The following is a 17,734-nucleotide window of genomic DNA, read 5'->3' on the forward strand; positions in this document are numbered from 1 at the left end:
CATCCCATGAAGGATACCGCAGCGACACCGCGCCGCCTGGAAAGCTATGTCGCGGGCGCCTGGCGTACCGGGCACGGAGAGGGCCAGCCGGTGCTGAATGCCGCCACCGGCGCGGTCCATGCGCTGATCGGGACCGAGGGGCTCGACATGGCCGAGGCGCTGGACTTCGGGCGCCGCAGCGGCGGGCCTGCCCTGCGGGCCATGACGATCCACGACCGCGCCCTGATGCTGAAGGCGATCGGCCTGAAGTTGCTGGAGATCAAGGAGGAATTCTACCTCGAAAGCTTTGCCACCGGGGCCACGCGTAAGGATGGCTGGATCGATATCGAGGGGGGGATCGGCACCATGCTGACCTTCGCCAGCATGGCCCGGCGGGAATTTCCCAATGCCCATGTGCTGACGGAAGGCCCGGTCGAGATGCTGTCGCGCGACGGCAGTTTCGTGGGCCAACACATCCTCAGCCCGATGCAGGGCGTGGCGGTGCATATCAACGCCTTCAACTTTCCGGTCTGGGGGATGCTGGAAAAGATCGCCCCCTCGCTGATCGCGGGGATGCCGGTGCTGGTGAAGCCGGCCTCCCAGACCGCCTATCTGACGGAACTGGTGGTGCGCCGGATGCTGGACACCGGGCTGCTGCCCGCGGGCGCGCTGCAGATCGTCACCGGCCCCGCCCGCGACCTGCTGGAGCATGTGAGCGAACAGGACGTGGTGACCTTCACCGGCTCTGCCGCGACGGGGCGCAAGCTGCGCGCGGGCCGCGCGGTGGTCGAGCATTCGGTCCGCTTCACCATGGAGGCCGACAGCCTGAACGCTGCCATCCTGGGGGCGGATGCCGGGCCGGGCAGCGAGGAATTCGACCTGTTCGTGCGTGATGTGGCGCATGAGATGACGGCCAAGGCCGGGCAGAAATGCACCGCCGTGCGACGCATCCTTGTTCCGGCCGCCCATGAGGAAGCGCTGATCGGGGCGCTTTCGGCGCGGCTGGCGAAGACGGTGATCGGCCTGCCCGACGACGCGGGTACCCGCATGGGCGCGCTCGTGTCGCTTTCGGACCGCGAAGGCGTGCGCGCCAAGATCGCCGAACTGGCAAAGGAGGCCGAGGTCGTCTTTGGCACCCCGAACGAGGTCTCCGTGGCCTCGGGCGATGCCGAAGCGGGTGCCTTTCAGTCGCCCGTTCTGCTGCGCGCGCAGGATCCGCTGAACGCCCGCGCTCCGCATGAGGTCGAAGCCTTCGGCCCGGTCGCGACGGTCATGGCCTATGGCGATGCCGACGAGGCGGTCGCGCTGGCAAGGATGGGGCGCGGTTCCCTCGTCAGCTCTGTCTACAGCAACGATGCCGGGTTGGTGGGCAAGCTGGTTACCGGTGTCGCACCCTTTCATGGCCGGGTCCATATCGGCAACCGCGGTTCCGCCAAAAGCTCGACCGGGCACGGCTCTCCGCTGGCGCCGCTGGTCCATGGCGGTCCCGGTCGCGCGGGCGGCGGCGAAGAGATGGGCGGTATGCGCGGCGTGAAGCATTTCATGCAGCGCAGCGCCCTTCAGGGCACGCCCGAGATGCTTTCGGCCGTGACCGGACAATGGGTGCCGGGCGCGCCTGCGCAGGTCGATGTGCATCCCTTCCGGAAATCCCTGGCCGAGCTGAAGATCGGCGATCAGGTCGTGACCGCCGCGCGCGAGATCACCGAGGCCGATGTCGAACACTTCGCCCATTTCACCGGCGATACCTTCTATGCCCACATGGACAGCGCGGCGGCGCGGGCGAACCCCTTCTTCGACGACCGCGTGGCCCATGGCTACCTGATCGCGAGCTTTGCAGCCGGTCTCTTCGTCTGGCCCGATCCCGGCCCGGTGCTGGCGAATTACGGCGTCGACAACCTGCGCTTCCTGACCCCGGTCTACTTCGGTGACAGCCTGAAGGTGCGGCTGACCTGCAAGCAGATCAACCCGCGGGCAGGCGGCGATTATGGCGAGGTCCGCTGGGACTGCTGCGTCACCAAGCAGGACGACACGGTCGTTGCGCAATATGACGTGCTGACCATGGTCGCCAAGGTCTGGCCGCCGGCGGGCGATGTGGCGTGATGGGCATCTATGCCTATGACGGCCTTGTCCCGGTGGTCGATCCGGAGGCCTATGTCCACCCGGAGGCGACCCTCGTGGGCGACGTCATCATCGGGGCTGGCTGCTATGTCGGCCCCGGGGCGGTGCTCCGCGGCGATTTCGGCCGGATCGAGATGCGCCCCGGCTCCAACTTCCAGGAAACCTGCGTTGCCCATGCCTTTCCCGGCAAGGACGTGCTGGTCGAGGAAGAGGGACACGTGGGGCACGGTGCGGTGCTGCACGGCTGCAGGATCGGGCGCAACGCCATGGTCGGCATGAATGCCGTGGTGATGGACGAGGCCGTGCTGGGCGAGAACGTCATCCTGGGCGCCATGAGTTTTGTCCGCGCGGGCATGGAGATTCCGGCGGGACACATGGCGCTCGGATCCCCGGCGAAGGTGATCCGGGCCCTGAGCGAGGAGGAGATCGCTTGGAAACGCGCGGGCACCGGCGTCTATCGCCAGCTGGCCTTCGAGGCGGGCCGGAAAATGGTGCCGTCAGAGCCGCTGGCCGCCCCCGAACCGGACCGCCGCCGTGCCGAGGCGCCGCGCTACGATCCGCTGGTGCTGGAACGGCGCCGGTTCAGCGGACAGCCTTGACCCCTTCCAGGATCAGCGTCGTCGCCATCTGCGCGTAATCGGCCCGGCTGATCTTGCCGCCCTCGCGGAACCACATGTAGACCCAGTTCATCATCCCGAAAAGCGACATGGTGACGGGCATCAGCAGCGGCCGGTCGGGCCGGTCCAGATCGGGATGGATGGCGCGGATCACGTCCGAGAAATGCCGCACGATGGCGCGCTCCAGCGTGACGATCTGGGCTTTCTGGTCCTCCGACAGGGCGGGCCCGGCGTTCAGCTGCACCTTGTGCTGGTCATCGGCGCCCCGGTAGGCGTCAAGCACGGTCATCACATAGGTCTCAAGCTGGCTCCGGTGATCGAGGGCGGGATCGCGGGCCGCCTCCAGCGCCTCGTCCAGCTCCTGCAGGTGGCTTTCGATGATCGCGAAGATCAGCGCGTCCTTCGACGGGTAGTAGTGATAGAGCAGCGACTTCGAGACCCCCGCCTGCGCCGCGATCTGGGACATGGAGGCCTTTTCCATGCCCTGGGTCGCGAAGACATGGGCGGCGGTAAGCAGCAATCCGTGCCGCTTCTCGTCGAAGTCGCTGGCGCGGGGTCTGGCCATGAGGGTCTCCGGGGTCGTCTGCGAGGGTCTGTCGGGGGTGTAGCCGAGCCGGGTCCGCCGCGCCAGCGCAGCGCGGCGATCCCGGGCCGGGTGTGGCGCGGGGTCTACTTCGGACGGTTGTCCAGCACGCGCATCGCCTTGCCCTCGGAGCGGGGCACGGCGCCCGGATCCCGGACCTCGATCCGCGCCGAGACCCCGATCACCGATTTCACATGATGCGCCAAGGCCCTGGCCGAGGCCTGTCGGGCCTCTTCGCTACAATGCGCGGGCGTGGCCTCGGCATGGATGACCATCGCGTCCATGCGCCCCGCGCGGGTCAGCTCGATCTGGAAATGCGCCGCCAGCCCCGCGACCTTCAGGATCTGTTCCTCGACCTGGGTCGGGAAGACGTTGACGCCGCGCAGGATGATCATGTCGTCGCTGCGCCCGGTGATCTTCTCGATCCGGCGCATGGCGCGGGCGGTGCCGGGCAGCAGGCGGGTCAGGTCGCGGGTGCGGTAGCGCACCATCGGCAGGCCTTCCTTGGTCAGCGTGGTGAAGACCAGCTCTCCCAGCTCGCCATCGGGCAGCACGGCGCCGCTCACCGGGTCGATGATCTCGGGGTAGAAGTGATCCTCCCAGACATGCAGCCCGTCCTTGGTCTCCACGCATTCCTGCGCCACGCCCGGCCCCATGACCTCGGACAGGCCGTAGATGTCGACGGCGTGCATGTCGAAGGCCTCTTCGATCTCGGCGCGCATGGCGTTGGTCCAGGGCTCGGCGCCGAAGATCCCGACCTTGAGGGAGCTTTGCCGCGGATCGAGGCCCTGGCGGCGGAACTCGTCCAGGATCGACAGCATGTAGGAGGGCGTCACCATGATGATGTCGGGCCGGAAGTCCTGCATCAGGGTCACCTGGCGCTCGGTCATGCCGCCGGACATCGGGACTACGGTGCAGCCCAGCCGTTCGGCGCCGTAATGCGCGCCCAGCCCGCCGGTGAACAGGCCATAGCCATAGGCGTTGTGCAGCATGTCCCCGGGCCGCCCGCCCGCCGCCCGGATGGAGCGCGCCACGAGGTCCGCCCAGGTCGAGATGTCGCGCGCGGTATAGCCGACCACGGTGGGCTTGCCGGTGGTCCCGGAAGAGCCGTGAAGGCGCACCAGCCGTTCGCGCGGCACCGCGAACATGCCGAAGGGATAGCTGTCGCGCAGGTCCTGCTTAACCGTGAAGGGGAATTTCGACAGGTCCGCCAGGCTGCGGAAATCGTCCGGATGCACCCCCTCGGCGTCGAAGCGGGCGCGGAAGAAGGGCGAATTGTCATAGGCATGGCGCAGGGTCCGCGACAGGCGCCGGGTCTGCAGATCGGTGATCTCGTCGCGGCTGGCGATCTCGATCGGGTCGAGCATGTCGCTCTGCGGGGTCAGGTCGTTCATGGTGTCTCCTCCTCGGGGCGCTCTCCCTGCGCCCGGTGCGCTTGGGGTCAGGCTTCGGGCAGAAGCGTGCCCCGGATGGTGCGGGACTGCCCGCGGAACTCCGCGAGCGTCATGTCGTCCCCGGCGCGCGAGATCCGCACGTCGTAGAGGCCCGAGCGGCCCTGGCGCGCGACCTCGCGCGCTTCGGCGATCAGCACGTCGCCCAGCCGTCCCGGGGCGATGTAGGTGATCGAGCACCCCTGACCTACGGTCCGCGCGTCATAGGTGTTGCAGGCAAAGGCGAAGGCGCTGTCGGCGAGCGTGAACAGGTACCCGCCGTGGGCGCTGCCGTGGCCGTTGGTCATCTCGGGCGTGACGGTCATGCGCAGCCGCGCCCGGCCCGGCGCGACCCAGAGGACCTCCATCCCGAGGGCCCGGCTGGCGCGGTCCTGCGCCCACATTCGCGCGGCGCAGGCTTCGGCGAGGGATTGCGCAGAGCGCTCCGGTGCGGGCTGCATCACAGCCCCCGGAAGGCCGGCGCGCGCTTTTCGAGGAAGGCGGTGACCCCCTCGGCGTAATCGGCGCTCTGACCGGCGGCGCGCTGGCAGTCGCGTTCCTGGTCCAGCTGCTGGTCAAGGTCCTGCCCGGCGGCGGACTGGATCAGCCGCTTCGTCAGCCCCAGCCCCAGTGTCGGCCCGCCGGCCAGACGGGTGGCGATGCGGGTGGCCTCGTTCATCAGCTCCGCATCCTCGACCGCCTTCCAGATCAGGCCCCAGTCCTCGGCCTGCCCGGCCATCAGCGGCTCTGCCAGCAGGGCCAGTCCCTTGGCGCGCGCCTCTCCGACAAGGCGGGGCAGGGACCAGCTGCCGCCGGCATCCGGCACCAGTCCGATCTTGGCGAAGGCCTGGATGAACTTCGCCGATTTCGCCGCCAGCACGATGTCGCAGGCCAGCGCGATGTTGGCCCCGGCGCCCGCCGCCACGCCGTTGACCGCGCAGACCACCGGTTTCTCAAGCGCCCGGATCAGCCGCAGCGTCGGATTGTAGAAGGTCTCGAGCGTGTGGCCCAGGTCCGGCGCGCCCGTCCCCTTGCGGGGATCGCGGTCGCCCAGGTCCTGCCCGGCGCAGAAAGCACGCCCCGCTCCGGTCAGCAGGATGGCCCGCACCTGCGGGTCGCGGCCCGCGCGCTCGATCTGGGCCCTGAGGGCCAAGTGCATCTCTTCGTTGAAGGAATTCAGCTTGTCCGGGCGATTGAGGGTCAGGCGCAATACGCCATCCCCGAGCCTTGCCAGCACGGTTTCTTCGGATGTCATCGGTGTCCTCCTGCCGCCTCTTCCCTGCGGCCCCGTCAAAATCCTTGCATAAGCCGACCGTTCGGTCAATGAATTGAATCGGCAAAGATCGCAAAGCCGCCCTGGCAGGTGGCCCGGCTTGAGGAGGCCGGTCGAGCGCGATCCGGACAGGAGAGGAGCCCCCCATGTCGCTACTGAGCATCGCGCAGCACGGAGAGATTGCCGTCGTCACGCTGGACAATCCACCGGTCAACGCCATCTCGGCGGCGGTCCGGCAGGCGCTGGTCGCGGCGGTGGCGCGCTGCGATGCGGACGCGGCGGTGCGCGGCGTGGTGCTGTGCTGCGCCGGGCGCACCTTCCTGGCCGGCGCGGACGTGAAGGAATTCGGCCTGCCCCCGGTGCCGCCGCATCTGCCGGACGTGGTGGCGGCGATCGAGGGGGCGGCCAAACCCTGGATGGCGGCGATCCATGGGGCCGCGCTTGGCGGCGGGCTGGAGATCGCCATGGCCTGCCGGTTCCGCGTCGCCGCACCCGATGCCCGGCTTGGCCTGCCCGAGGTGACCCTGGGCGTGATGCCCGGCGCCTCCGGCACGCTGCGCCTGCCGCGGCTGATCGGTGTCGCGGAAGCGGCCCGGATGATCCTGACCGGGACGCCCGTCGCGGCGCCCTGGGCCCAGAAGGCCGGGCTGATCGACGCGCTGATCGGGGGCGATCTGGCCGAAGGCGCGGCTGCGGTGCTGGCCGAGCGGCTGGCCGCACCCGTGCCGGTGCCGGTCTCGGCCCGTCCGCTTGGCCCCTGCGCGACCGAGGTCTTGGAGGCGGCGGAGGCGCTGGCGAAGCGCGGTGGCAAGGCGGCCCGGGTCGCGCTCGAGACCCTGCGTTATGCCACCGAGGTGCCTTATGAGGCTGCGCTGATCCGCGAGCGCGAGAATTTCCTGGCCCTGCGCGCCTCGCCCGAGGCTGCGGCCCTGCGCCATGTCTTCTTTGCGGAACGCGCCGCGCCGCGTCCGGTCGCGCTGAAGGGGGTCAGCCCGAAGACGCTTGGCGCGGTCGGGGTGGTGGGGGGCGGCACGATGGGGGCGGGCATTGCCGCCGCCTGCCTGCTGGCGGGGCTGAAGGTGCATCTTCTGGAACGTGACACCGCCAGCCTGGGGCGCGGGCGCGACACCATCGGGCGCACCCTGCGCAGTGCCGCCGCGCGCGGCAAGCTCCCGGTGGAGGAGGCCGAGGCGCGCCTGGCCGGCCTTGGGGCCCATACCGATGCCGCCGGGCTGGCGGCCTGTGATCTGGTGATCGAGGCGGTGTTCGAGGACATTGCCGTCAAGCGCCAGGTCTTTGCCGATCTCGACCGGGCCTGCCGCCCGGACACGGTGCTGGCGACCAATACCTCCTACCTCGATCCGCGCCGCATCGCCCAGGGCCTCAGCCATCCGGAGCGCTTCCTGGGCCTGCACTTCTTCAGCCCCGCGCATGTTATGAAGCTGCTCGAGATCATTCCGGTGCCGCAGACCGCGCCCGCAACGCTGGCGACGGCCTTTGCCCTGGGCGGCAGGCTGGGCAAGGTGCCGGTGCAGTCGGGCATCTGCGAGGGGTTCATCGGCAACCGGATCCTCAAACGTACCCGCGCCGAGGCCGAGGCCCTGCTGCGCGCGGGGGTGTCGATCGCAGAGGTGGATGCGGCCATGCGCGGCTTCGGGTTCCGCATGGGCCCGTTCGAGACCCAGGACCTGGGCGGGCTCGACATTGCCTACCTGCAACGCGAGGGCGCGCGGGCCGAGGGCCTCGAGGTGGCCGAAACGCTGGGAGACATCCTGGTGCGGGCCGGACGCAAGGGGCAGAAGACCTTTGGCGGGTGGTACGATTACGCCACCGACAGCCGCCAGCCGGTGACCTCGGCCGAGGTCGCCGCGCTTCTGGCGCCCCATGTCGCCGCTCCCGCACCGCTGCCGCCCGCGTTGATCGTCGCCCGGATGCTGGCGGCCATGGCCGCAGAGGGGCGGGCGATCCTGGACGAGGGGATCGCGGGCGGTCCCGCCGAGATCGATCTGGTGCAGATCCACGGCTACGGTTTCCCGCGCGAGAAGGGCGGCCCGATGTATCATGCCGAGGCCGGGCTGTGCCCGGAAGCGCCGGTGCGGGCGACGGCCTCCTGAGGGGGCGGGGCAGGCGCAGCTCCGACCCAGGCGGGCTCCAAGGAAAAAGGCAGCGCCGGGGCGCTGCCTTTCACACTTTTCAGGGATCATGCGGGCGGGGCGACCGCCCGCCTGCCATCAGAAGTGGACCGAACGGGCGGTGCCGGGCTTTTCGAGCGGCGGCGCGAACTTGGTCAGGTCGATGCCCTTGACGGCAGACTTGTATTCCTCGGCAGAGGGGGTGCGGCCCAGGATGGCCGAGAGCACCACGACCGGGGTCGAGGCGAGCAGGCTTTCGCCCTTCTTCTCGGCCGAGTCTTCCACCACGCGGCCCTGGAACAGGCGGGTCGAGGTCGCCAGAACGGTGTCGCCCTTGGCGGCCTTTTCCTGGTTGCCCATGCACAGGTTGCAGCCGGGACGTTCGAGGTAGAGGATGTTCTCGTACTCGGTGCGGGCCTTGGCCTTCGGCATCATGTCGTCGAATTCGAAGCCCGAATACTTCTGGAGGATCTCCCAGTCGCCCTCGGCCTTCAGCTCGTCGATGATGTTGTAGGTGGGCGCGGCGACGACCAGCGGTGCCTTGAACTCGACCTTGCCGGTTTCGGCCTCGAGGTTCTTCAGCATCTGCGCAACGATCTTCATGTCGCCCTTGTGCACCATGCAGGAGCCCACAAAGCCCAGGTCAACCTTCTTCTCGGCACCGTAGTAGGAAACCGGGCGGATGGTGTCGTGGGTGTAGCGGCGCGACGGGTCGGCGTTGTTGACGTCCGGGTCGGCGATCATCGGTTCGTCGATCAGGTCCAGGTCGACGACGACTTCGGCGAAGTACTTGGCACTGTCGTCCGGGGTCAGCGCCGGGCGTTCGCCCGAGGTGATCTCGGCGATGCGCTTGTCGGCCTTGTCGATCAGGCCCTGAAGGGTCTGGGCCTCGTTGTCCATGCCCTTGTCGATCATCACCTGGATGCGCGACTTGGCCAGTTCGAGCGAGCCGATCAGCGTGTCGTCGTTGGAGATGCAGATGGAGGCCTTGGCCTTCATTTCCGCGGTCCAGTCGGTGAAGGTGAAGGCCTGGTCGGCCAGCAGGGTGCCGATGTGCACTTCGATGACGCGGCCCTGGAAGACGTTGTCACCGTGCTGCTGGAGCATCTGCGCCTGGGTTGCATGAACCACGTCGCGGAAGTCCATGTAATCCTTCATCTCGCCCTTGAAGGTCACCTTGACGGATTCCGGGATCGGCATGGTGGCTTCGCCGGTGGCAAGCGCCAGGGCCACGGTGCCCGAGTCCGCCCCGAAGGCCACGCCTTTCGACATCCGGGTGTGGCTGTCGCCGCCGACGATGATGTCCCAGTCGCTGACGGTGATGTCGTTCAGCACCTTGTGGATCACGTCGGTCATCGAATGGTAGACGTGCTTGGGATCGCGCGCGGTGATCAGGCCGAAGTTGTTCATGAAGGACATGAGCTTGGGAATGTTGGCCTGGGCCTTCTTGTCCCAGACGGACGCGGTGTGGCAGCCCGACTGATAGGCGCCGTCCACGATCGGAGAGATCACGGTGGCGGCCATCGCTTCGAGTTCCTGCGCCGTCATCAGGCCGGTGGTGTCCTGCGAGCCGACGATGTTGACCTTGACGCGCACGTCCGAACCCGCGTGCAGGGTCTTGCCCGGGGTGACGCCGACGGCATTGCGGTTGAAGATCTTCTCAACGGCGGTCAGGCCCTGACCTTCGATGACGACCTCTTTGGAGGCGGCATAGACCGGGGTGGCCTCGACGCCGAGGGTTTCGGCGGCGAAGGTCTGGAGTTTCTTGCCGAAGACCACGGCATAGGAGCCGCCGGCCTTCATGAATTCGACCTTGGCGGGGGTGAAGGCGGAAGCGACATCGGCCAGCTTCTCGCCATCCTCGCTGTAGAGCGCCTTTTCCTTGGTGTTGATCTTCAGCACGGTGCCGGTCTCGACCGAGTATTTCTGTTCGAGGATCGGGTTGCCGTCGTTGTTCAGCATCACCTTGCCGTCTTCATCGACCTTCTTGACCCAGTTCTTCAGGTCGAGGCCGATGCCGCCGGTGACGCCCACGGTGGTCAGGAAGATCGGCGAAATGCCGTTGGTGCCGGCGACCACGGGGGCGATGTTGACGAAGGGCACGTAGGGCGATGCCTTCTTGCCGGTCCACAGCGCGACGTTGTTGACGCCGGACATGCGCGAGGAGCCCACGCCCATGGTGCCCTTTTCCGCGATCAGCATGACGCGGGCATCGGGGTGCTTGGCCTTCAGGGCCTCGATCTCGGCCTGGGCTTCGGGCGAGATCATGCACTTGCCGTGCAGTTCGCGGTCAGAGCGCGAGTGCGCCTGGTTGCCGGGCGACAGAAGGTCGGTCGAGATGTCGCCTTCGGCGGCGATGTAGGTGACGATCTTCACCTCTTCCTCGACGTCGGGAAGCTTTGTGAAGAACTCGGCCTTGGCGTAGCTTTCCAGAACGGCCTTGGCGACGGGATTGCCGGCCTCGTAGGCGTCCTTCAGGCGTTCCATGTCGGCATCGTAAAGGAAGACCTGGGTCTTCAGCACGTCACCGGCCTGGGCGGCAATGTCGGCATCCTTGCCAAGCGCGAGGTCCAGCAGCACGTCGACGGACGGCCCGCCCTTCATGTGCGAGAGCAGCTCGAAGGCGAAGGCGGGGGTGATTTCCGGAACGATGGCCTCGCCCAGGATGATCTTCTTGAGGAAGGCCGCCTTCACGCCTGCGGCCGAGGTGGTGCCGGGCAGGGTGTTGTAGATGAAGAACTCCAGCGAGTCCTTGCGGTACGCGTTCTCCGCGTCCTCGATCTGGGTGATCAGCTCTTCGACCAGGGCGCCGTCTTCGATGGGCTTGGGATGCAGGCCCTCGGCTTTCCGCGTTTCGATTTCAGTCAAATAGTCGGTGTACAAGCTCATGATGACCCTGGCGATTCGAGGTTGCTACGGTATAACGCACTGAACCAGGAGGCTTTCTGGCCAGTGGTAAAAACTTTGCATACATAAGTATACCTGTTTTGCCCCAGCGGCAAGAGGCAGTTCGTGCAAATGCCGGATAAGTCCCTGATTTTGCCCCGTCTCGCCGGGGCGCGACGGGGGCGGGGCGGGGCTGCGTTCAGAGGATCTGGCAGCCGTCCTCGAAGGGCAGGCGGGGCAGGCGGTCCCAGACCTTGGCCGGATCGCCGTAGCCGAGATTGATCACGAAGTTCACCTTCCAGGTGGTGCCGGCGAAGAAGCTTTCGTTGACGCCCGCCGCGTCGAAGCCCGACAGCGGGCCGGCATCCAGGCCCAGGGCGCGGGCCGCGATCAGCAGATAGGCCGCCTGAAGAGAACCGTTTCGGAAGGCGGTCTCTTCCGCCAGGGCCGGGCTGGAGGTGAACCAGGAGCGCGCATCGCCGTGGGGGAAAAGCTGGGGCAGCTTCTCGTAGAAGGCGGTGTCATAGGCGGCCAGCACCGTGACCGGCGCGGTCATGGTCTTCTCGAGGTTGCCCTTCGACAGGTGGGGGCGCAGTTTCTCGCGCGCCTCGGGCGTGGTCAGGAAGACGAAGCGGGCGGGTTCGCAATTGGCCGAGGTCGGGCCCAGGCTGGCCATCTCCCACAGCCGCTCCAGAAGCGCGGGGGCGACGGGGATGTCGCGCCAGCCGTTCTGCGACCGGGCCGTGTAGAAAAGCTGGTCGAGGGCGTCCTGGGACAGAGGCGGGGCGGCGGACAGGGTATCGGTCATCGGGGCTCTCCTTGGAAACGGGGGGGACCCGACCGGGCTTGGCGTTCCCTTCCCCTTGCGGCAAGGCAAGGCCCGGGAATGCGTTTTGCATTTCCCGCGCCGGTGCCGCTTTCGGTGGCAGCCGCCCGCCGGCGGGGCAGCGTTGCACCGCTTCCCCCCCTCGCCTATCCTGAGCCGCGCGAAGGGGAAGACCGGAATGAGCACACAGCTGGGCGCCGATATCCGCGCGTTGCGACGCAGCCGCAACATGACGCTTCAGGCGGTGACCTCGGTCATCGGACGGTCCCCGGCCTGGCTGAGCCTGATCGAACGCGACCTGACCCGGCCCTCGATCGGCGATCTGGAGCTGATCGCGCAGGTCTTCGACGTCAGCATCAGCTTCTTCTTCCGCTCCGAAGCGCAGGATCCCCGGGAACAGGGGGTCGTGGTGCGCGCGGCCCGGCGCGCCCGGCTGGGTTCGGACGAGAGTGGCCTGGTCGAAGAGCTGCTCTCGCCGACGCTGGGCGGCGGGTTCCAGATGATCCGCTCTGTCTTTGCGCCGCGCGCCAGCAGCGGCGGGCCGCGCCGGCGCCGCCCGAAGGAGGACGGCGGCGTTCTGGTGGCGGGCCGGCTGACGCTGTGCATCGGCGACAGGCGTTTCGATCTGGAAACCGGCGACAGCTTCCAGTTTTCGGATGATACCTACGAATGGGAAAACCCCCATGATCAGCCCGCCGAGGTGATCTGGGTGATTTCGCCACCGGTCTACTGAGCTTCGGATCCGAAATCGCCGCAGGAAAATGCCGCGCCATTTCCGCATATCTCGCATTCGCGCTGCAAATTTCAGCGATGCTTCCGGAAAATGCCAGCGCTGTGCCGAAATCGGGCGAAATTGCACGGCGGGGTTTCGGAAAGGCATGACAGCCGGGGTCGGGCATCGCTTGACTGGATGAAACCGTCCGGGAGTTTTGCGATGCTCGACGATCGAGACCGGAAATTGCTGACCCTACTGCAGAAGAATGCCGACATGCCGATCGGAGAGATGGCGGACCTGGTGTCGCTGTCCTCCTCGGCCTGCTGGCGACGGATCAAGCGGCTGACCGACGAAGGGTTCATCCTCAGCCGCGTGGCCGTGCTGGACCGGGGCAAGATGAACGTGCCCCTGACGATCTACGTGCTGATCCGCACCTCCGACCACTCGACCGGCTGGACGGACCGGTTCCGCGATGCCGTGGCCGAGATCCCCGAGATCTCGGAAGCCTTCAGATTAACCGGAAACATCGACTACCTGTTAAAGGTTGTGCTTCCCGATGTCGCGCATTGGGACATGATATACCAGAAGCTTGTCAGACGTCTGAATTTCTCTGACGTTTCGTCCTACATTGCCATGGAAGAGATGAAGAATACCGGTTTCGTGCCGACGTCCTACATCTGATTCCCGGGCCGTATTTCCAGAATGAAAAAGCCGGTGGGGCAACCCTCCGGCCCGATTGCATTCCGCGTGATGGCGAATGAATGTGCGGCAGATTCATGTCGCATAATCCGAAAATACGCCATCTGGTTACGCAATTGCCGCGAGATTGGTAAAAATTATTTTGCAAAAACGCCTTTCCGCCGAAATTTCGTGGCGCACAGTCTTGGCGATCAGGCCGAAGTCGCAAAAACTTTTCATCAGAAGAGGCTTACCCTGAACGTAAGGCGGCGGATCCCGTACCGGCCGCGCCCACCCTCCCAGGTTCCGCAGATCGCGGCAGCGGCCCGCCGAAGACCGCCCCTCCCAGCGTAGCGAAAGGATGTCATGTCGACCTTTGCCCAAGCTCCCAGCCCGTTGCCGCCGCTGTCGCAATGGGACGTCTCGGCCCGCGATGCGGTGGCCGACACCGGCCTGCCCGCGCTCGAGGCGGCGCTGCGGGACGAGTTGCAGCGCCTGTGCCTGCCGCGCCCCGCCTGGGGCCTGCCCGCCCCCGACCCCGAGATGCTGGACGTGCTGGTGATCGGCGCCGGACAGTTCGGCATCGGCGCCGCGGCGGCGCTGCGGCTGAACGGGATCACCAATTTCCTGGTGCTGGACCGGGCCGAGCCGGGGCAGGAGGGGCCCTGGGTCACCTATGCCCGGATGCCGACGCTGCGCTCGCCCAAATATCATCCCGGCCTGTGCTTCGGCGTGCCGGCGCTGACCTTCCAGTCCTGGTACCGCGCCGCCCATGGCGAGGCGGCCTGGCATGGGCTTTACAAGATCCCCAACGCGGTCTGGCATGGCTATATTTCCTGGGTGCGCGACGTGCTGGCCCTGCCGGTGCGCAGCCGTTCGGAGGCAGTGGATCTGCAGCCCCGCACGGATCACGTAGAGGTGGTGCTGGCGGATGGTGCGCGGCTGCGGGCCCGCCGCGTCGTCATCGCCAATGGCCGCGCCGGGGCCGGCGGCTGGGCGAAGATCCCCGGCGTCTCGGAGGATCTCTGGCCCGATCTTGCCGCCCATACCGCCGAGGAGATCGACTTTGCCGCGCTGAAGGGCAAGCGCATTGCCGTCATCGGCACCGGCTCCTCTGCCTGGGACAATGCCGCCACCGCACTGGAAACCGGTGCACGCTCGGTCGACATGTTCGCCCGCCGCAAGGTGGTGCCGCAGCTCAACAAGGGGCGGGCCTCCAGCGGGATTGCCTTCCTTGACGGCTGGATCGAGCTGTCGGACGCGCAACGCTGGGAACTGGCCTGGTACATGGAGAGCATGGGCGCGCCGCCCCCGCACGAGACGATCCTGCGCACCGCCCGGCTGGAGGGCTTTGCCACGCATTTCGACTGCGGCGCGATCCGGGCCGAGCGGCGCGACGGTCAGGTCGCCATCGAGACCGAGAAGGGCCCATCGGGCGATTTCGATTTCCTGATCCTGGGGTCGGGCTTCTGCATCGACCTGTCGCGGGACCCGCTCTATGCCACCATTCTGGAGGACATCACCCTCTGGGAGGACCGCTATGCGCCGCCCGCCGGGCTGGAGAAGCCGGCGATGGGGCGCCAGCCCTACATCGGCCCGCATTTCGAGCTGATCGGCAAGGGCGCGCAGCCGCTGGACCGGATCTACATGTGCAACGCTTCGACCTTCGTCAGCGCCGGCACGATGACCTCCGACGTGCCCTCTCTGGACGTGGCGCCGGCGCGGCTGGCGACCGGCATCGTCAAGGCGCTCTTCGCCGAGGATTTCGACCGCTATTTCGAACGGCTTCAGGACTGGGAGGAAGAGCACGAGATGAAGCCGACGCCCTTCTACGCGCCCGAATACGTCAACAAGACCGCACGCTGAGCGGCGCCGCCCCTGCCGGACCCGGGAAGGCCCGGGGCCGGAACGACCCGGGACCCACGGGCCGCGATGCCCGCGTCCCCAAGAAGACCATCAAGAGAAGACCATAAAAACAAAAGGTTCATCCTCCCAACAGAGAGAAGGAATACTGCCATGACCGGCCGAGTTTTCCAGAATATCCCTGATCAGATCCCCGCGGGCCGCACGCTGGTCCGTTCCGCCGCCACCCTCAGCCGCCGCGCCTTCGGGGCGCTGGCCCTCTCTGCCGCGCTGGCAGGCCCGACCCTAGCCGAAACCTCCGGCGATCCCGTCTACATCGGCGTTTCGGGGCCGATGACCGGCCCGCAGGGCCAGTATGGCGAGATGTGGAAGATGGGCTTCGACCTGGCCCTGGAAGAGATCAACGCCGACGGCGGCATCAACGGCCGCCCGCTGGACTACATCTTCGAGGACACCCAGAACGATCCCCGCCAGACCATCGCCGTGGCGCAGAAGTTCATTGCCGATCCGAAGATCTCGGTCGAGGTGGGCGATTTCTCCTCCACCTCCTCGATGGCGGCCTCGCCACTGTATCAGCGCGGCAAGCTGGTGCAGTTCGGCTTCACCAACTCCCATCCCGATTTCACCAAGACCGGCGATTACATGTGGTCGAACTCGGTTCCCCAAAGCCAGGAACAGCCGCTGCTGGCGAAATTCGCCACCGAAGGGCTGGGGCTGAAGAAGATCGCGGTGATGTATCTCAATACCGACTGGGGCAAGACCTCCAAGGACCTGTTCCTGAAGGCCGCCGCCGATGACGGCGCCGAGGTGGTCGCCGCCGAAGGCTATCTGGGCGACGAGAAGGATTTCCGCGCCACCCTGGTGCGGGTGCGTGATGCCAAGCCCGACGGGATCATGCTGGAAAGCTACTACAGCGACGCGGCGCTGATCGTGCGCCAGATCCGCGATCTGGGCATCGATGTGCCGATCATGGCGACGGGCTCGATCTATTCGCCCGATTTCATCAAGCTGGCGGGCGATGCCTCTGAGGGGGTCTATACCTCGGTCTACTACGCGCCGCAGTCGCCGCGTCCCGAGGTGCAGCATTTCGTCAAGGCTTTCACCGAGAAATACGGCTCCGAACCCAGCCATTTCAGCGCGCTGGCCTATGACACCTTCAACCTGCTGGCCACCGTGATGCGCGACTACGGCACCTCGCGCGAGGACGTGAAGGAAGGGCTGGGCAAGATCCACGACCTGCCCAGCGTCATGTTCCCGAAAGTCAGCTTCGACCCCGAGACCCGGCGCGTGGCCGGGCCCGAGGTGACGCCGCTGGTGGTCAAGGACGGCGAATTCGTCGTCTACAGGCCGCAGGGCTAGGGCAGAGGTCAAGGTCTCCCGTCAAGGCCTGCTCCTGAGGCTCCCGTGCGCGCGCCGGGCAGGGCGCGCGCTCCCGCTCTCTCCGAACACAAGGACATTCCCATGACCGAGCATCGCCTCCTCCCGGCGCTGAGCCGTCGTCTTTTCTGCCAGCTCGCGCTGGTTTCGACCCTGGCCGGCCCGGCACTGGCCGCCACCTCGGGCGATCCCGTCTACATCGGCGTTTCGGGGCCGCTGACAGGGCCGCAGGCCCAGTACGGCGCCATGTGGAAACAGGGTTTCGACCTGGCCCTGAAAGAGATCAACGCCGACGGCGGCATCAACGGTCGCCCGCTGGACTACATCTTCGAGGACACCCAGAACGATCCCCGCCAGACCATCGCCGTGGCGCAGAAGTTCATCGCCGATCCGAAGATCTCGGTCGAGGTGGGCGATTTTTCCTCCACCTCCTCGATGGCGGCCTCGCCGCTGTATCAGCGGGGCAAGCTGGTGCAGTTCGGCTTCACCAACTCCCACCCCGATTTCACCAAGACCGGCGATTACATGTGGTCGAACTCGGTTCCCCAAAGCCAGGAACAGCCTCTTGTCGCCCGCCACGTGGTCGAGGACATGGGGATGAAGAAGATCGGGGTGATGTACCTCAACACCGACTGGGGCAAGACCTCCAAGGATATCTTCGCCAAGGCCGCCAGGGATCTGGGCGCCGAGATCACCACCGAAGAGGGCTATCTGGGCGACGAGAAGGATTTCCGCGCCACTCTGGTGCGGGTACGCGACACCCATCCCGACGGCCTGATGCTGGTCAGCTACTATGCCGATGCGGCGCTGATCGTGCGCCAGGCGCGCGAGATGGGGATCGAGCTGCCGATCTTCGCCGCCGGCGCCAATTCGCCCGAGTTCATCAAGCTGGCCGGGCCCGCCGGCAACGGTGTGCACACCGCGATCAACTTCGCCGAAACCTCGACCCGTCCCGAGGTCGAGCATTTCGTGGCGGCCTTCAAGGAAACCTATGGTCAGGGCCCGTCGCATTTCGCGGCCATGGCCTATGACACGTTCAACCTGCTGGCGGCGGTGATGCGCGAATACGGCACTTCGCGCGAGGATGTGAAGGAGGGGCTGGGCAAGATCACCGACGCCAAGAGCGTGATCTTCCCGAAAGTCAGCTTCGATCCCGAAACCCGCCGCATCTCGGATCCTTCGGTGACCGAGCTCGTGGTGCAGGACGGCGGCTACACCGTCTACCAGCCGGCCAGCCAGTGAGCGGCCATCCCGTGA

The 17,734-nt window shown here is 66.8% G+C and carries 14 protein-coding genes; 8 read left to right on the forward strand and 6 right to left on the reverse strand.

Features of this window, described 5'->3' with window-relative positions; genetic code table 11:
• Positions 1-6 precede the first annotated feature (6 nt).
• Together paaZ and KM176_RS16130 are read left to right on the forward strand one after the other, a co-directional pair.
• Positions 7-2,079, forward strand: coding sequence for a phenylacetic acid degradation bifunctional protein PaaZ (gene paaZ, locus KM176_RS16125; protein WP_160894868.1), 2,073 nt, complete (start codon positions 7-9; stop codon positions 2,077-2,079).
• Positions 2,079-2,696, forward strand: a complete 618-nt coding sequence (locus tag KM176_RS16130; RefSeq protein WP_202397852.1) for an acyltransferase — start codon at positions 2,079-2,081, stop codon at positions 2,694-2,696. The genes paaZ and KM176_RS16130 overlap by 1 nt, the downstream gene beginning before the upstream one ends.
• On the opposite strand, the gene KM176_RS16135 is transcribed toward KM176_RS16130, so the two are convergent.
• The 4 genes from KM176_RS16135 to paaG form a co-directional block, all read right to left on the reverse strand.
• Positions 2,680-3,279: a TetR/AcrR family transcriptional regulator gene (locus tag KM176_RS16135; protein ID WP_160894866.1), complete on the reverse strand. Its 600-nt coding sequence runs from the start codon at positions 3,277-3,279 to the stop codon at positions 2,680-2,682. The two genes, KM176_RS16130 and KM176_RS16135, sit on opposite strands and share 17 nt — an antisense overlap.
• Before the next feature lie 104 nt (positions 3,280-3,383).
• Positions 3,384-4,691, reverse strand: a complete 1,308-nt coding sequence (paaK, locus tag KM176_RS16140; RefSeq protein ID WP_160894865.1) for a phenylacetate--CoA ligase PaaK — start codon at positions 4,689-4,691, stop codon at positions 3,384-3,386.
• 47 nt (positions 4,692-4,738) lie between these two features.
• Positions 4,739-5,188: a hydroxyphenylacetyl-CoA thioesterase PaaI gene (gene paaI, locus KM176_RS16145; protein ID WP_160894864.1), complete on the reverse strand. Its 450-nt coding sequence runs from the start codon at positions 5,186-5,188 to the stop codon at positions 4,739-4,741.
• Positions 5,188-5,982, reverse strand: a complete 795-nt coding sequence (gene paaG, locus KM176_RS16150; RefSeq protein ID WP_160894863.1) for a 2-(1,2-epoxy-1,2-dihydrophenyl)acetyl-CoA isomerase PaaG — start codon at positions 5,980-5,982, stop codon at positions 5,188-5,190. The genes paaI and paaG overlap by 1 nt, the downstream gene beginning before the upstream one ends.
• Positions 5,983-6,146: 164 nt before the next feature.
• On the opposite strand from paaG, the gene KM176_RS16155 reads away from it, so the two are divergent.
• The gene (locus KM176_RS16155) at positions 6,147-8,114 is read left to right on the forward strand and encodes a 3-hydroxyacyl-CoA dehydrogenase NAD-binding domain-containing protein (RefSeq protein WP_160894862.1); all 1,968 of its coding nucleotides are present in this window, start codon (positions 6,147-6,149) and stop codon (positions 8,112-8,114) included.
• Positions 8,115-8,231: 117 nt separating this feature from the next.
• Here KM176_RS16155 and KM176_RS16160 read toward each other — a convergent pair whose 3' ends face one another.
• Together KM176_RS16160 and KM176_RS16165 are read right to left on the reverse strand one after the other, a co-directional pair.
• The gene (locus KM176_RS16160; RefSeq protein WP_160894861.1) at positions 8,232-11,021 is read right to left on the reverse strand and encodes a bifunctional aconitate hydratase 2/2-methylisocitrate dehydratase; all 2,790 of its coding nucleotides are present in this window, start codon (positions 11,019-11,021) and stop codon (positions 8,232-8,234) included.
• A gap of 196 nt (positions 11,022-11,217) precedes the next feature.
• Complete coding sequence (locus tag KM176_RS16165; RefSeq protein WP_160894860.1) at positions 11,218-11,826, reverse strand: malonic semialdehyde reductase; 609 nt, start codon at positions 11,824-11,826, stop codon at positions 11,218-11,220.
• A gap of 196 nt (positions 11,827-12,022) precedes the next feature.
• Here KM176_RS16165 and KM176_RS16170 point away from each other — a divergent pair, with 196 nt between their 5' ends.
• The 5 genes from KM176_RS16170 (at position 12,023) to KM176_RS16190 (ending at position 17,719) form a co-directional block, all read left to right on the forward strand.
• Entirely contained in the window at positions 12,023-12,577 is a 555-nt protein-coding gene (locus KM176_RS16170; protein ID WP_160894859.1) for a helix-turn-helix domain-containing protein, read from the forward strand.
• A gap of 201 nt (positions 12,578-12,778) precedes the next feature.
• Positions 12,779-13,240, forward strand: coding sequence for an Lrp/AsnC family transcriptional regulator (locus KM176_RS16175; protein ID WP_160894858.1), 462 nt, complete (start codon positions 12,779-12,781; stop codon positions 13,238-13,240).
• Between the two features lie 363 nt (positions 13,241-13,603).
• Positions 13,604-15,103, forward strand: coding sequence for an NAD(P)-binding domain-containing protein (locus tag KM176_RS16180; RefSeq protein WP_160894857.1), 1,500 nt, complete (start codon positions 13,604-13,606; stop codon positions 15,101-15,103).
• Positions 15,104-15,253: 150 nt separating this feature from the next.
• A complete protein-coding gene (locus KM176_RS16185; protein ID WP_160894856.1) occupies positions 15,254-16,459 on the forward strand; it encodes an ABC transporter substrate-binding protein in 1,206 nt (401 codons plus the stop codon).
• A 102-nt stretch (positions 16,460-16,561) separates the two neighbouring features.
• Positions 16,562-17,719, forward strand: coding sequence for an ABC transporter substrate-binding protein (locus tag KM176_RS16190; protein WP_160894855.1), 1,158 nt, complete (start codon positions 16,562-16,564; stop codon positions 17,717-17,719).
• Positions 17,720-17,734: the final 15 nt, after the last annotated feature.

Source organism: Pseudooceanicola endophyticus, assembly GCF_018760365.1.
Classification (GTDB): domain Bacteria; phylum Pseudomonadota; class Alphaproteobacteria; order Rhodobacterales; family Rhodobacteraceae; genus Pseudooceanicola; species Pseudooceanicola endophyticus.

Excerpts from the sequence above, each read along its gene's own strand:
- paaZ (WP_160894868.1), top strand. The coding sequence starts at position 7 with ATGAAGGATACCGCAGCGACACCGCGCCGCCTGGAAAGCTATGTCGCG.
- KM176_RS16130 (WP_202397852.1), top strand. The coding sequence starts at position 2,079 with ATGGGCATCTATGCCTATGACGGCCTTGTCCCGGTGGTCGATCCGGAG.
- KM176_RS16135 (WP_160894866.1), bottom strand. The coding sequence starts at position 3,279 with ATGGCCAGACCCCGCGCCAGCGACTTCGACGAGAAGCGGCACGGATTG.
- paaK (WP_160894865.1), bottom strand. The coding sequence starts at position 4,691 with ATGAACGACCTGACCCCGCAGAGCGACATGCTCGACCCGATCGAGATC.
- paaI (WP_160894864.1), bottom strand. The coding sequence starts at position 5,188 with ATGCAGCCCGCACCGGAGCGCTCTGCGCAATCCCTCGCCGAAGCCTGC.
- paaG (WP_160894863.1), bottom strand. The coding sequence starts at position 5,982 with ATGACATCCGAAGAAACCGTGCTGGCAAGGCTCGGGGATGGCGTATTG.
- KM176_RS16155 (WP_160894862.1), top strand. The coding sequence starts at position 6,147 with ATGTCGCTACTGAGCATCGCGCAGCACGGAGAGATTGCCGTCGTCACG.
- KM176_RS16160 (WP_160894861.1), bottom strand. The coding sequence starts at position 11,021 with ATGAGCTTGTACACCGACTATTTGACTGAAATCGAAACGCGGAAAGCC.
- KM176_RS16165 (WP_160894860.1), bottom strand. The coding sequence starts at position 11,826 with ATGACCGATACCCTGTCCGCCGCCCCGCCTCTGTCCCAGGACGCCCTC.
- KM176_RS16170 (WP_160894859.1), top strand. The coding sequence starts at position 12,023 with ATGAGCACACAGCTGGGCGCCGATATCCGCGCGTTGCGACGCAGCCGC.
- KM176_RS16175 (WP_160894858.1), top strand. The coding sequence starts at position 12,779 with ATGCTCGACGATCGAGACCGGAAATTGCTGACCCTACTGCAGAAGAAT.
- KM176_RS16180 (WP_160894857.1), top strand. The coding sequence starts at position 13,604 with ATGTCGACCTTTGCCCAAGCTCCCAGCCCGTTGCCGCCGCTGTCGCAA.
- KM176_RS16185 (WP_160894856.1), top strand. The coding sequence starts at position 15,254 with ATGACCGGCCGAGTTTTCCAGAATATCCCTGATCAGATCCCCGCGGGC.
- KM176_RS16190 (WP_160894855.1), top strand. The coding sequence starts at position 16,562 with ATGACCGAGCATCGCCTCCTCCCGGCGCTGAGCCGTCGTCTTTTCTGC.